The sequence below is a fragment of the Microvirga lupini genome, assembly GCF_014191055.1.
GTDB lineage: Bacteria > Pseudomonadota > Alphaproteobacteria > Rhizobiales > Beijerinckiaceae > Microvirga > Microvirga lupini_A.
On sequence record NZ_JACHWB010000001.1, the window covers coordinates 1,231,232 to 1,243,743 of the forward strand.

At 60.8% G+C, this 12,512-nt stretch carries 15 protein-coding genes; 8 read left to right on the top strand and 7 right to left on the bottom strand.

Features of this window, described 5'->3' with window-relative positions; translation table 11 throughout:
- Positions 1-20 precede the first annotated feature (20 nt).
- From FHR70_RS06120 to FHR70_RS06135, 4 genes are all read right to left on the bottom strand, one after another.
- The gene (locus FHR70_RS06120; protein ID WP_183448068.1) at positions 21-1,367 is read right to left on the bottom strand and encodes a cbb3-type cytochrome c oxidase subunit I; all 1,347 of its coding nucleotides are present in this window, start codon (positions 1,365-1,367) and stop codon (positions 21-23) included.
- Between the two features lie 12 nt (positions 1,368-1,379).
- Positions 1,380-1,832, bottom strand: a complete 453-nt coding sequence (locus FHR70_RS06125) for a c-type cytochrome (RefSeq protein WP_183448070.1) — start codon at positions 1,830-1,832, stop codon at positions 1,380-1,382.
- A gap of 225 nt (positions 1,833-2,057) precedes the next feature.
- Positions 2,058-2,333 carry a cytochrome C oxidase subunit IV family protein gene (locus FHR70_RS06130; protein ID WP_183448072.1) on the bottom strand — a complete coding sequence of 92 codons (276 nt, stop codon included), beginning with the start codon at positions 2,331-2,333 and terminating at the stop codon, positions 2,058-2,060.
- Positions 2,334-2,336: 3 nt separating this feature from the next.
- Complete coding sequence (locus FHR70_RS06135) at positions 2,337-2,903, bottom strand: cytochrome c oxidase subunit 3 (protein ID WP_183448074.1); 567 nt, start codon at positions 2,901-2,903, stop codon at positions 2,337-2,339.
- 135 nt (positions 2,904-3,038) lie between these two features.
- Here FHR70_RS06135 and FHR70_RS06140 point away from each other — a divergent pair, with 135 nt between their 5' ends.
- Positions 3,039-3,194, top strand: a complete 156-nt coding sequence (locus FHR70_RS06140) for a hypothetical protein (protein ID WP_183448076.1) — start codon at positions 3,039-3,041, stop codon at positions 3,192-3,194.
- Positions 3,195-3,262: 68 nt separating this feature from the next.
- On the opposite strand, the gene FHR70_RS06145 is transcribed toward FHR70_RS06140, so the two are convergent.
- Complete coding sequence (locus tag FHR70_RS06145; protein WP_183448078.1) at positions 3,263-3,511, bottom strand: DUF2249 domain-containing protein; 249 nt, start codon at positions 3,509-3,511, stop codon at positions 3,263-3,265.
- A 286-nt stretch (positions 3,512-3,797) separates the two neighbouring features.
- Between FHR70_RS06145 and FHR70_RS06150 the strand changes: the two genes are divergently transcribed.
- Positions 3,798-4,052 carry a DUF1858 domain-containing protein gene (locus tag FHR70_RS06150; RefSeq protein WP_183448551.1) on the top strand — a complete coding sequence of 85 codons (255 nt, stop codon included), beginning with the start codon at positions 3,798-3,800 and terminating at the stop codon, positions 4,050-4,052.
- A 9-nt stretch (positions 4,053-4,061) separates the two neighbouring features.
- On the opposite strand, the gene FHR70_RS06155 is transcribed toward FHR70_RS06150, so the two are convergent.
- Positions 4,062-4,760 (bottom strand): Crp/Fnr family transcriptional regulator, encoded by a 699-nt coding sequence (locus FHR70_RS06155; protein ID WP_183448080.1) that lies wholly within the window; start codon positions 4,758-4,760, stop codon positions 4,062-4,064.
- Positions 4,761-5,080: 320 nt separating this feature from the next.
- Here FHR70_RS06155 and FHR70_RS06160 point away from each other — a divergent pair, with 320 nt between their 5' ends.
- From FHR70_RS06160 to hemN, 5 genes are all read left to right on the top strand, one after another.
- The gene (locus tag FHR70_RS06160) at positions 5,081-5,536 is read left to right on the top strand and encodes a pseudoazurin (RefSeq protein WP_183448082.1); all 456 of its coding nucleotides are present in this window, start codon (positions 5,081-5,083) and stop codon (positions 5,534-5,536) included.
- A gap of 72 nt (positions 5,537-5,608) precedes the next feature.
- Positions 5,609-7,054, top strand: coding sequence for a cytochrome c oxidase accessory protein CcoG (gene ccoG / locus FHR70_RS06165; RefSeq protein ID WP_246407805.1), 1,446 nt, complete (start codon positions 5,609-5,611; stop codon positions 7,052-7,054).
- Positions 7,055-8,236, top strand: a complete 1,182-nt coding sequence (locus FHR70_RS06170; protein WP_183448086.1) for an NnrS family protein — start codon at positions 7,055-7,057, stop codon at positions 8,234-8,236.
- 339 nt (positions 8,237-8,575) lie between these two features.
- On the top strand, positions 8,576-8,830 hold the full coding sequence (locus FHR70_RS06175) for a hypothetical protein (protein WP_183448088.1): 255 nt from the start codon (positions 8,576-8,578) through the stop codon (positions 8,828-8,830).
- Positions 8,831-9,075: 245 nt separating this feature from the next.
- A complete protein-coding gene (gene hemN, locus FHR70_RS06180) occupies positions 9,076-10,428 on the top strand; it encodes an oxygen-independent coproporphyrinogen III oxidase (RefSeq protein WP_183448090.1) in 1,353 nt (450 codons plus the stop codon).
- A 15-nt stretch (positions 10,429-10,443) separates the two neighbouring features.
- Here the strand turns inward: hemN and FHR70_RS06185 are convergent, their stop codons facing one another.
- Positions 10,444-10,902 carry a MarR family winged helix-turn-helix transcriptional regulator gene (locus tag FHR70_RS06185; protein WP_183448092.1) on the bottom strand — a complete coding sequence of 153 codons (459 nt, stop codon included), beginning with the start codon at positions 10,900-10,902 and terminating at the stop codon, positions 10,444-10,446.
- A 59-nt stretch (positions 10,903-10,961) separates the two neighbouring features.
- Between FHR70_RS06185 and hmgA the strand changes: the two genes are divergently transcribed.
- Complete coding sequence (gene hmgA / locus FHR70_RS06190; RefSeq protein WP_183448094.1) at positions 10,962-12,317, top strand: homogentisate 1,2-dioxygenase; 1,356 nt, start codon at positions 10,962-10,964, stop codon at positions 12,315-12,317.
- Positions 12,318-12,512 lie beyond the last annotated feature (195 nt).

Here is a 12,512-nt window from a genome sequence, read left to right on the forward strand (position 1 = left end):
GGTCCGGCCGCCCTGATGGCTCACTCGGCGGGCTGGAGACCATGCGCGATGCGCGGCGCCTTCTCGCGGCCGGGGACGAAGACCGCGTAGACGAACATCGCTGCGGAGATCAGCACGAACACGCCGGAGCCGAGGCGGATCCAGTAGAACAGCGCCAGTTGATCCTGGACGTCCATGTACGACTGGCCGAGCACGCGCTGCAGGTGGACCTGGATCACGCCCGCGAAGGTGAGCGCGAAGGTCATCACCGACATGGCCGTGCACATGATCCAGAAGCTCACGATGCTGAGCATCTGGTTGTACGGGGCCCGGCCGAGGATCTGCGGCACGGCGTAGGCCATCATGGCGAGGTTGAGCATCACATAGGCGCCGAAGAAGGCGAGGTGCCCGTGGGCGGCGGTGACCTGCGTACCGTGGGTATAATAGTTCACCGACGACAGGGTGTGCAGGAAGCCCCAGACGCCGGCGCCGAAGAAGGCCATGACCGAACAGCCGATCGACCACAGCAGAGCCGCGCGGTTCGGGTGCTTGCGGCCGGCCTTCCAAGTCATCTGGACGGTGAAGACCACCATGGTGAAGAAGGGTGCGACCTCAAGGGTGGAGAACAGGGAGCCGATCCACTGCCAGTAGCCGGGCGCGCCGATCCAGTAGAAGTGATGACCGGTGCCGAGGATGCCGGAGAACAGCGCCATGCCGACGATGACGTAGAGCCACTTCTCCACCACCTCGCGGTCGATGCCGTTGAGCTTGATCATCAGGAAGGCGAGCACGGAGGCCATGATCAGCTCCCACACCCCCTCGACCCAGAGATGCACGATGTACCACCAGTACATCTTGTCGACCGCCAGGTTGGAAGGGTTGTAGAAGGAGAACAGGAAGAAGATCGCCACGCCCCACAGCCCGAAGAGCAGGATGTTGGTGACGACGGTCTTGCGGCCCTTGAGCACCGTCATGGTGATGTTGAACAGGAACATCAGGCAGACGACCACGATGCCGACCTTGATGAGGAAGGGCTGCTCCAGGAATTCGCGACCCTCGTGGATCTTGAACAGGTAGCCCACCACCGCGATGCCCGCCGCGATGAAGAACATCCAGAACTGGAGCCTGGCGAGGAATGGGCTGAAGAGCTCGGTCTCGGTTTCCTCCGGAACCAGGTAGTAGGTGGCTCCCATGAAGCCGATCAGCAGCCAGACGATGAGCGCGTTGGTGTGGATCATCCGGACGACGTTGAACGGCAGCAACTCCGACAGCGTGTTGGGCAGGACGTAGATCGTGCCGGCGAGAACGCCGAACAGGACTTGGGCGATGAACAGGGCCAGGGCTCCGTAGAAGTAGAGCAGGGCCACCTTTTGCGTTTGGTACTTCATGATCTTCCCCTCTCAGCCGGCATTGTTCGGCGGCCAGCTCTGGGTCTTGATGCGGCTGGTCCATTCCAGGAAGTCGGCGAGGTCGTTGAGTTCCTGGTCGGTCAGGTTGAACTGCGGCATCTGGCGCCGTCCTTCGATGCCGGTCGGCTGGGCGGCCATCCAGGCCTTCAGCGTCTCGCGGGCGCCGGCCGGATCGTCCTTGCCGCCGTAGCGAACCCAGACATTGCCGAGCTCGGGGGCGAAGTAGGCCCCTTCGCCGAGGATGGAGTGGCAGTTGATGCAGGAGTTTTTCTCCCACACATGCTTGCCGCGGGCGACGGAGTCGTTGAGCGTCGACACATCGGTCGACGTGGTGTTCATGTAGTAGTGACTGTGGGCGGTCAGGCCCACGAAGATGGCGAAGAAGAAGAACGAGCCTCCGTAGAACACGTTTCTTGCCGCCGATTTGGTGAGGACTTCAGCCATCACGCGATCCTTCTTGATCGGGCAGGGAGGTGAGGGATGCGGCACGGGCCGCGGTGCTGGACAGCCTGTGGCGGGCTTCGGCTGCCGGCCGTCCGATCGAGAGGGGTGAACATGGGTGACACCTCGCAATGAAATCGCTTGCCGCGCTGAGCGGATGATCGGCAACGTACAGAAGCGTGCGGGGTGTTCTTTGTTCTGGCACAAGTTCTGGAGGGGAGCGCTCCGTCAGCCGCGCAGAAGATTGATTGCGGTGGCGCTCCAGGCCGAGACGGCAACCAGGATTAGCCAGGACGACAGCGCAATCTGCCAACCGGACGGAGCATGTCTGAGCTTAAGAAAGTCCATCAGCATCCAGCGCCCCTTAAGGACGGTTGCCGCTAGCACGATGCCGCTACCGACGAGGCCTCTCGCTCCCACATGCCAGACGATCATGCTGAGGGCGGTGAACAGAACCAGCAGGAACCAGGCGCGCGTTGCTTGGCGTGCGGCAATCCGAGTCATGATTCATCCAACCAGATAGATCAGCGGGTACATCACGACCCAGACGAGATCGACCATGTGCCAGAAAGCCGTGCCGGTCTTCAGATTATCCAAGCTGTCGTACATTGCGACCGCCGCGATGATAATAACTCCAAGTATGACGTGGAGGAGGTGGAATCCCGTCGCAAGGAAATAGAGCGTGAAGAACGTGTCCGTCTCTAGACCAATGCCCACACTTACCTTGGTCGCGTACTCCACAACCTTAATGGCGGTGAAGACGCAGCCCAGGGCTGCCGCTCCCGCGAGCAGCAGGCGCGCTATCGTCCGGCGTCCGATCACGCGAGCCTCGACGGCCAAGGCGGCCAGCCATCCGCTGGTGATCAAGACGAGTGTGTTCACCCCGCCAAGGACGGGGTCGAGCTGTGCCCGGCCTGCCGAAAAAACATCCGAATGAACAACTCCCGTTATGGCGAAGATTGCGAAGAGAAGTCCGAAAGTGACAGTCTCAGTCAAGATGAGAACCCACATCATCGGGTGTCCCGGCAGGTCCGAGAGTGCTCCCCAGGTTCTGTTCTCTCGCGCGGTGTCCATCGTTACCCTCTGGTCAGAACTTGCCAGGGCCGATGGTTATGCCGGTTATCGCGCATGCTCGTTGCGCTGTCGCAAACAAGTCCTCCGCGTTTCGGTTCATAGAAAGATGGAGTCGAAATACAGGGGAGATCGATGATGAGCGATGCGCAAGTTGGACTGGTGATGGCGACACCCCTCATCGTCATATTCGCCGTGATGCTTCACAGAATGGGTGTGCTGCGCTTGAGCGGCACCGTTGCAGCGGTGACCATGTCGGTTGTGATCGCCGTGACCCTGTTCCTCACTCAATAGCCAAGCCCTGAGTGGAGTAGTCGAGAGGAGCAGGTCCCCTCGCTTTTGGCGCTTCAAGATGAGGTGCTTCAGGCCACCTCGCGGCTGATGCGCACCTGCCAGAGACCTGGGCCCTTTACGATGTAGTCCCAATCGAACGAGCCCGGGTATCTGATGCCGAATTGGTAGAGGAGCGGCCTCAGATCATAATCGTTCACGAGCACGAGGCTCTCCCCTTCGTACAATTGGTCGAAGGTCCCGAAGATCAGGGGATGATGCAACTGCGGCATGATCTGTCGGAGGTCGATGACGGTCTCGGTGGCGTTGCAACTGCACATCGGTAGGTTCTCTTTGGTGGCCGGATTGGAGCCTTTCGCGACATTCGGGCAATAGTGTATCGGTCGAGAGGACGCCCCCAACATCGCATTTGGTGCCCCCGACGGCGATTCTGCTCCAACAATCGGAATATTTACACATCGCTGGTGCGGCTTCTTTGCCCCATCTCAAACAATAAGGTGCCTTGAGACTCCGCATCCTTCGGCTCGTTGATGCCGCGCAAAGAGCGGCGGCGAGAAACCCGGTAAACAGATGATGTCCATTGAAATCATTGGCTTGGAGGCCATGATGTCCGTTGAAGCAACTCAGTTCGTCGACGAGGTGATGCGGCGCTGGCCCATGACGATCCGCGTCTTCCTGAACCACAGGATGCACTGCGTGGGATGCCCTATCACCTGCTTTCACACCGTTGCTGACGCCTGCCGGGAGCATGGCGTCGAACAGGCCCAATTCCTCGCGGAGTTGGATGCTATGATTGCCAAGCGGAGCGAGCCCTCAAGCGACCGTGATCTCGGGGTCGTCGTCGCCCATTGGCCTGCATGAGGCGTACGCTTAGTTCGAGGGTGCTTCCGCGAGCATGAACAGCCTGTGAGGGTTGCGGATCGAGATCCTCTGACGGCCGCTCTCGACGAGGCCCTGGTCCTCCCATGCGCTCAGAAGACGGCTTACCGTGTGAAGGGTCGTGCCTGTCATCTCAGCGACGTCCTGTCGCGAGATCGGGAAGTCGATCTGGATGCCGTCTTCACCCTTGCGTCCCGCCTGCTGGGCGAGGCGCAGGAGAGCGTGGGCAACCCGCCGCTCGACCTGCTCGGTCGACATCTCGACGACGCGCGTATGGGCGTCCTGAAGGCGGCTCCCGACCGTCTGGATCGTGTTGACGGCGAGCGGAGGATGCTTGGCAACGAGGCGTGGCCACGCCGCCGACGGCCAGACGAGAGCAAGGCTATCCACGACCGCCAAAGCCGTCGCGGGGTAGGTGCCTCGCCCCATCGCCATGGCGATACCGAAGATCTCGCCTGGCGCCACGAAGCGGACCACGACCTGCTGGCCATCGGGCGTGACCTTCATGACCCGCAGGTGCCCATGAAGAAGGATGAAGAAGGAGTGCGCCTCCTCGTCCTGCTCAAAAACGTTCACTCCCTTCGGATAGCGGATCGACTGAGCCTCCCGGAGGATTTCGCTCAGATCGTCCGGTTCTACCCCGGTGAATATATCGAGATCGGCGACGAGGGATTTGTCCAGGCTCGGCATTCTTCGGCTTCCATCTCTTGTTCAACGGCCAAGCTTGCGGCATGCCGAAAGCGGAAGGAGTTCTCGTCCTTTCGCCTCGCGTAACGCCCCCGATCACCTTGGGATTCCTGGCTCCGCATTGTTTACACCGGCAGCCGCCTGACCGAATTGATGTAGCTCAAGGCAGGCGGCTCCTTCGATGAATTGGGAGCTCCTGTCAGCGGTTCCGGCAAAGAATGGCCGGCAGTTTGTGGCAGATCAAATAGAGAATGTCCGTTGAGGCATATGACTTCTCCGCAAGAGCCGGTGAGGCTCGCAGGTTTCATTCGAGGAGAAGCAACATGAAGAAGGTTATCGTGCTCGGCGGACTCGTGGCGGCCCTTGGTTTCGCTGGTGTGGCCGGCGCCGCCGAGGTTGAAGTGAAGATGCTCAACAAGGGCACCGAGGGTGTTATGGTGTTCGAGCCGGCCTTCGTGAGAATCAATCCAGGCGACACGGTCAAGTTCCTGGCTTCTGACAAGGGCCACAATGTCGAGACGATCGACACGATGGTCCCCGAGGGTGGAAAGACTTTCGTGGGAAAGATGAACGAAGAGATGGCGATCACCTTCGATAAGCCCGGCGTGTACGGCTACAAGTGCAAACCGCATTACGGCATGGGCATGGTTGGCATGATCGTGGTCGGTGAACCGACGAACGCAGACCAGGCCAAGGCCATCACACATCCTGGCAAAGCCAAGCAGATCTTCGGCAATCTGTTTGACAAGCTCGCGGCAACCAAGACCGCAGCGAAGTAACGCCTCCCGGCGCGGTTCTTCATGCCGCCGCGGTATTTCCATTGCGGCGGCGTCCATGTTCCTGGACACCCGATGGCTACTCTCGACATCAGCTTCAAGCCCGAGCGGGCGCATCTGCGTAAGCCGAAGCGCGGGCTCATCACAGAGCGGGTCGTCCCGCAGTCGGTATCCGGCCGCTACCGTCGCCTGAAGTGGATCGCGCTGGTCTGCTGCCTGGCCGTCTACTACGTATTGCCGTTCATCCGATGGTCCCGAGGACCCGCTCAGCCCGACCAGGCCGTGCTCCTCGACCTCGAGCGCGGACGCCTCTATTTCTTCTTCATCGAGATCTGGCCGCAGGAGGTCTATTACCTCACGGGCCTTTTGATCCTAGCCACGCTGGTTCTCATCTGGCTCAATGCCGTCGCGGGACGCGTCTGGTGCGGCTACTTCTGCCCGCAGACTGTCTGGACGGACCTGTTCCTGCTCGTCGAGCGCTGCATCGAGGGCGACCGCAGGGAGCGCCTGAAGAAACAGAATGCACCGCTCACGGCGAGGCGCGTGCTCGAGATCGGGTTCAAGCACGCGACCTGGCTCCTCATCGCCATGCTCACCGGGGGAGCCTTCGTTCTCTATTTTACGGATGCCAGGAAGCTTCTGACCGATCTCGCCATGGGCCGTGCCTCCATGCTCGCCTATGCCTGGGTGGGGATCCTGACCTGTACCACCTACACCCTGGCCGGGTATGCCCGCGAACAGGTCTGCACCTGGATGTGCCCGTGGCCGCGGCTTCAGGGCGCGATCTGGGATCCCGAGGCGTTGACTGTCAACTATCGCGATTACCGCGGCGAGCCGCGTGGATCGGCGAAGAAGGCCACCGAGCTGAAGGCGAGGGGTAAGCCGGCAGGCGACTGCGTAGACTGCATGCAATGCGTCACCGTCTGTCCGATTGGCATCGACATCCGCGAGGGGCCGAACTTCGCCTGCATCAATTGCGGCCTCTGCGTCGATGCCTGCGACACGACCATGGCGAAGCTTGGCCGCCCGCGAGGTCTGATCGACTACGAAGCGTGGTCGAACATCGAGCGTGGACGGGCGGGTGAGGCTCCCAAGCGCCGCGTAATCAGGCTGAAGACAATTAGCCTTGCTGCATCCATCGTCGCGCTAGGTGGCATCATGGGCGCGAGCCTTTCCATGCGCAGCGATGCCAAGATCACAGTGATCCATGATCGCAATCCGGTTGCCGTGCGGCTGTCGGATGGCCAGACCCGGAACGGCTACGCGGTGCGGCTTTACAACAAGGCCGATGGCGAAAGGTCATTCCGCCTTCATGTGAGCGGACTGGAGGCGGCAAGCGTGGACATTCTCGGCGAGACGGGTCTGCTGGCTGTCGCGCCAGACACCACACGCGAGTTGCGCGTGCTTGTCACGGCTCCGGTAAACGCGAGGCAGGACATCGTATTCACGGCCACCGACGCTGCCTCAGGACAGGCCGTGATGGCACAGGACGTTTTCATTCCAGTCGAGGGAGGTCAATAAGTGGCTCCGATCCCACGTCTGCGGGACTATTCGGGACCCGCGCTGCTTTCCTATGGTTTTCGACCATTCTTCCTTTTTGGGTCGCTCTATGCAGGCCTGTCCATCCTGGCATGGCTGCCGATGTTCTACGGCGAACTGCAGCTCTCGACCGCCTTTGTGCCACGTGACTGGCACATTCATGAGATGCTCTACGGCTATCTCCCTGCAATCATCACCGGGTTCCTGCTTACGGCCGTGCCGAACTGGACTGGACGAATGCCGCTTCAGGGTCGACCGCTGCTCGTCCTGCTTTTGACCTGGGTCGTGGGGCGAATTGCCGTTACCGCCTCTGCTCGGATTGGCTGGGAAGCCGCTGCGATCATCGACAACGCGTTTCTATTCCTGGTTGCGGCCGCCATGGGCCGGGAGATTCTCAAGGGAAAGAACTGGCGCAATCTCAAGGTCCTGATCGCAATCGTGATTCTTGCCGCCGGCAACATCGTCTTTCACATTGAGGCCAATCTTGCGGGGGGAGCCGAATACGGCATCCGGTTCGGAATTGCGTCCACCATGATGCTGATCATGCTGATCGGAGGCCGCATCGTGCCGAGCTTCACCCGGAACTGGCTGGCGCGAGAAAACCCCGGTCGCCTGCCGGCACCATTCGGTCACTTTGACGTAGCCTCCATGATTGCTGCCGGCATCGCGCTGCTCATGTGGATTGGATTCCCGGATTGGACAGTTACCGGAGCGGCTCTCATTGCCGCCGGTGCTCTTCAGGTTGTGCGCCTGGGGCGCTGGGCTGGCGAGCGCACCTGGCGCGATCGTCTCGTTCTCATCCTGCACATTGGCTACGCCTTTGTTCCCCTCGGCTTCATTCTCGTGGGCTTGTCCTCCCTCCGGCTCATGCCTTCCGGTGCGGGCATTCATGCTTGGACCGGCGGCGCGATCGGGGTAATGACCCTGGCGGTAATGTCACGGGCAAGCCTTGGGCATACGGGGAGGGCGCTCGTTGCGAGCACCACAACGCAAATACTCTACCTGCTGCTCGTCATCGGGGCGGTTGCACGAATCTGCGCGGCAATTCATCCGGGCTTCAGCGATACTCTGCTGCACGTGGCGGCTGCCTCCTGGGCTGGAGCATTCTTGGGCTTCTCTCTCACGTACTGGACGGTTTTCACACGTCCGCGGGTGGGAAACTGAACAACAGATGTGCCCAAGCATCTTTCAACGAAGGGCCGGCGCCAATAGCTGTTTCGGGTTACGAGCTCACTCAGTCGAAACAAGTTCTCGAAGGGGTTAGCTTGGCCTAGGGGAGTGACCCGATGGTAGCGCAAGATGTTCGTTCAAGATCCGCACGATCCTAACAACGTCATCCCTTGGAAGGGAAAAGGCGAGAGGGCCGTAGGAGGGGTGATCGAAGGCGAGAAGCGAGCCATCGATGCTTGCGACCTGCACATACCAGGGTGGCTCGATCACGGTTTCCACTGTCTTTCCATCGAGCGGAAGTTTGCGTGAGCCCTCAAGCATGCGAGACCTCGCTTGGCCAAGCAGCTGGATCAGTTTCGTCAACTGATTGAGATCAAGCCCGATCGGACGCGACGGGTCTTCCGTGGAGCCGATCTGTATCGTCACCGTCTGCCGGTCCTCGGAGACCGTCACGCCAACCCGTATTTCGGCCATGACACCTGCCTCGATTCTCAATCGGGTCATGTCGCTCAAAACGTTGAATTCAACCGAGCGCAACCTGAATGGATCTTTTGCACCGCTAAAGTGGTGGAACTGTGCCTGCGTTGATTTCTTGTGCGAGAGGCAAGGCGCCGGTCGCCGGTGGTAAGAGAATAGTCAGAGTAAGGCTGATGAACAAAAACTAGGTATTCGGTAAAGGTAGGTCCGAATGTAGGGGAAAATCCCTTCTGAACAGCCGTCATCTATAGGCAAAATTGACAGAGGTCAAAGAACCTGGGAGCGAAGCCTGGTACATCCCGGTATCTGGAGCTGCGATGCGATATCGCAGAATATCATACCCTGCGAGAGCCTTCATGAGGGACGACCTGAGAGCACGATATGGCGAGGAGCGGCTTCCCCGCTACACAAGCTATCCGACAGCGCCGCAATTCTCGGATGTCATCGGCCAGGAAGCTTACGGGCAGTGGCTCACTTCCCTCCCAGCGAATGCCACGGCCTCGCTCTACCTTCATGTCCCGTTCTGCCGCTCCATGTGCTGGTATTGCGGCTGCCACACCACCATCACTCAGCGGGATGCCCCGATCATCGACTATCTCGCCGTACTTCGCCGCGAAATCGAGCTTGTGACCGATCGGCTGAGCAATCCGCTGGCCGTGAAGCATGTACATTTCGGCGGTGGAACCCCGACGATTATAGAGCCGTCCGAGCTTCTCGGCCTCGTAGCCCTCATGAGGCAGAGGTTCAATCTCGACGGTTCTGCGGAGATCGCCGTCGAGATTGATCCTCGCACTCTGACAAAGACGATGACAAAAGCCCTGGGCGAGGCTGGCGTTACCCGTGCGAGCCTGGGCGTCCAGAGCTTCGATCCGGTCGTGCAGCGTGCGATCAACCGCGTCCAGAGCTTCGAGCAGACCGCCCGTGCGACTGAAGGTCTGCGCGGAGCAGGCATCTGCGGCATCAACTTCGATCTCATCTACGGTCTGCCGCACCAGACGGTGGAATCCTGCATCGAGACGGTCCGGCAGAGCATCGCGCTCCGCCCCGAGCGGTTCTCTGTCTTCGGCTACGCCCATGTGCCCTCGTTCAAGAAGCACCAGCGCAAGATCGACGAGGCGACGCTTCCTGATGGCGAAGCCCGCTACGCTCAGGCTGAGGCGATCGCCGAGGCTCTGGTGAGCGCAGGCTACCGCCGGATCGGCCTTGACCATTACGCCCTGCCGAATGACTCCATGGTGCAGGCCCAGGTCGACGGCGTTCTGCACCGGAACTTCCAGGGCTACACGACAGATCCAAGCGATGTGCTGATCGGCTTCGGTGCCTCCGCTATCGCACGGTTGACCCAAGGCTATGCCCAAAACGAGGTTGTGCTTGGGCGCTACGCCGAGCGCATCCAGCGGGGGGAGCTGGCAACGGCGAAGGGCTATGCCCTGACGACCGACGATCGTCTGCGGGCCGACCTGATCGAGCGCGTGATGTGTGACTTCCGGGTCGATGTGGGCCAGGTCTGCCGCAATCACGAGACCGCTCCTGAGGCCATCCTGCTAGCGATCCCGAAGCTGCGCGTGCTGCAGGACGACGGCGTTATCCGTCTGGAGGGCGATGTGCTGTCGGTCAATGACAATGCCCGCTTCCTGGTCAGGAGCGTGGCCTCGGCCTTCGATGCCTATCTCGGCGTCTCCGGCCGTACCCACAGCCGAGCAGTTTGAGCGGAGGGCGAGGCATCAGGTCTGATCGCTCCCATCTCGTGCTGCGATCTTGGCGATGATCTCGAGGTGCTCCAGAGCTTCCAGAAGGAGCCCAGCCTTCGGGCCAAGCTGGTCCAGCAGGCGGCGTTCAAAGGCCAGCGCTTTGGGAACAATCTGCCGGTAAGCTTTCTCACCCTGTGAGGTAAGGGTCAGGATCTCCTCACGCCGGTCCTCATCGCTCGGGCGGCGCCTGAGCCAGCGCCGCTCCTCCAGGGCCCGCACCGCCCGGCTGACCTTGGTCTTGTGCATGGCTGAGTGCCGACCGATCGCCTTGGCGCTCATCGCCTCGAACTGCCCCAAAGTCGCCAGCACTCGCCATTCCGGGATCGTCAGGTCGTGGTGCGGACCATAGACGGAGCGAAAGTCCTGGGAGACAGCAGCCGCGATCCGGTTCAGCCGGTAGGGCAGGAAGGCTTCAAGCTGGAGTTTGGCCATCGGGTTGTTGGTTACAAAATGGACAGTTACATTTGTGACCAACAGTGGAGGTCATGCCCATGAATGTCCAGAACCCGTCCTTGCCTCAGGCTTCCGAGAGGATCGAGAGCGCCATCCAGCCGGGCTACATGTCCGGTTTCGGCAATGGTTTCGAAACCGAGGCATTGCCCGGCGCCCTGCCCATCGGCCGCAACTCGCCCCAGAAGTGCTCCTATGGCCTTTATGCCGAGCAACTCTCCGGCTCGCCCTTTACGGCGCCACGCACCACCAACGAGCGCTCCTGGCTCTACCGCATCCGCCCGACCGTGTCTCACTGGGGCCAGTTTCAGAAGGCCGACATAGGCCTGTGGCGCACGGCACCTGCCGTCGAGGTGGAGATGCCGATCGCACCCATGCGCTGGGATCCGATCCCGATCCCCGATGAGTCCGTCTCGTTCCTGGAGGGCATCCGCACCATTACAACAGCCGGCGATGCCGGCGCCCAGGCGGGCATGGGTTCCCATGTCTACCTCGTCACCCGCTCCATGGAAGATGAGTACTTCTACAATGCCGATGGCGAATTGCTGTTCGTGCCGCAGCAGGGCTCGCTGCGGCTCTGGACCGAGTTCGGCATCATCGACATCGAGCCGGGTGAGATCGCAGTCATCCCGCGTGGGGTGAAGATCCGGGTGGAACTTACAGGCGGGCCGGCGCGCGGCTACCTGTGCGAAAACTACGGCGGCGCCTTCACCTTGCCCGAGCGGGGACCCATCGGCGCCAACTGCCTGGCCAACCCACGCGACTTCCTCACCCCTGTGGCCGCCTACGAGGACAAGGATGCGCCCTCGAAGATGTACGTGAAATGGGGCGGCACGCTCTGGGTGGCGGACATGGACCACTCGCCGCTCGACGTGGTCGCCTGGCACGGCAATTACGCGCCCTACAAGTATGACCTGCGCCGCTACTCGCCGGTGGGGCCGGTTCTCTACGATCACGCCGATCCGTCGATCTTCACGGTGCTGACCTCGCCATCGGAGACACCCGGCACGGCCAATATCGACTTCGTGATCTTCCCTGAGCGCTGGCTGGTGGCGGAGAACACGTTCCGGCCGCCGTGGTACCACATGAACGTGATGAGCGAATTCATGGGCCTGATCTACGGCGTTTACGATGCTAAGACGGGCGGGGGCTTCGTGCCCGGCGGCATGTCGCTGCACAATACCATGCTGCCGCACGGGCCTGACACGGATGCGTTCGAGAAGGCGAGCAATGTGGAGCTGAAGCCGCACAAGCTGGAAGGCACAATGGCGTTCATGTTCGAGACGCGCTTCCCGCAGAAGGTGACCGCCTTCGCGGCGCAGACCGAGGCACTTCAGAAGGATTACGCATCCTACGGCCAGAAGCTCAAGAAGCACTTCAATCCAAACCAGCGGTGATCGAGACGATGCTCTGTGGCAGCCGCCAGGATTCTTGGATCCTGGCGGCTTTCGTTTTGCAAGCCGCAGTACGTTCGTCGCCACATAAATAGCGTCTACTATATCGTTGCGACCATTACTCTTATGAGCATTTGCCACATTGCAGCCGCACTGCAACGCTTTGCTTATGTCTCAGGTGCCAGCATCGCGCGCCTG

What these genes read in the sequence shown, in the direction of transcription:
- ccoG (WP_246407805.1), top strand. Translation starts at nt 5,609, where the DNA reads ATGGCTACTCTCGACATCAGCTTCAAGCCCGAGCGGGCGCATCTGCGT.
- FHR70_RS06145 (WP_183448078.1), bottom strand. Translation starts at nt 3,511, where the DNA reads ATGTGCAGTTGCAACGCCACCGAGACCGTCATCGACCTCCGACAGATC.
- FHR70_RS06185 (WP_183448092.1), bottom strand. Translation starts at nt 10,902, where the DNA reads ATGGCCAAACTCCAGCTTGAAGCCTTCCTGCCCTACCGGCTGAACCGG.
- hemN (WP_183448090.1), top strand. Translation starts at nt 9,076, where the DNA reads ATGAGGGACGACCTGAGAGCACGATATGGCGAGGAGCGGCTTCCCCGC.
- FHR70_RS06120 (WP_183448068.1), bottom strand. Translation starts at nt 1,367, where the DNA reads ATGAAGTACCAAACGCAAAAGGTGGCCCTGCTCTACTTCTACGGAGCC.
- FHR70_RS06160 (WP_183448082.1), top strand. Translation starts at nt 5,081, where the DNA reads ATGAAGAAGGTTATCGTGCTCGGCGGACTCGTGGCGGCCCTTGGTTTC.
- FHR70_RS06135 (WP_183448074.1), bottom strand. Translation starts at nt 2,903, where the DNA reads ATGGACACCGCGCGAGAGAACAGAACCTGGGGAGCACTCTCGGACCTG.
- FHR70_RS06155 (WP_183448080.1), bottom strand. Translation starts at nt 4,760, where the DNA reads ATGCCGAGCCTGGACAAATCCCTCGTCGCCGATCTCGATATATTCACC.
- FHR70_RS06125 (WP_183448070.1), bottom strand. Translation starts at nt 1,832, where the DNA reads ATGGCTGAAGTCCTCACCAAATCGGCGGCAAGAAACGTGTTCTACGGA.
- FHR70_RS06150 (WP_183448551.1), top strand. Translation starts at nt 3,798, where the DNA reads ATGTCCGTTGAAGCAACTCAGTTCGTCGACGAGGTGATGCGGCGCTGG.
- FHR70_RS06140 (WP_183448076.1), top strand. Translation starts at nt 3,039, where the DNA reads ATGAGCGATGCGCAAGTTGGACTGGTGATGGCGACACCCCTCATCGTC.
- FHR70_RS06130 (WP_183448072.1), bottom strand. Translation starts at nt 2,333, where the DNA reads ATGACTCGGATTGCCGCACGCCAAGCAACGCGCGCCTGGTTCCTGCTG.
- hmgA (WP_183448094.1), top strand. Translation starts at nt 10,962, where the DNA reads ATGAATGTCCAGAACCCGTCCTTGCCTCAGGCTTCCGAGAGGATCGAG.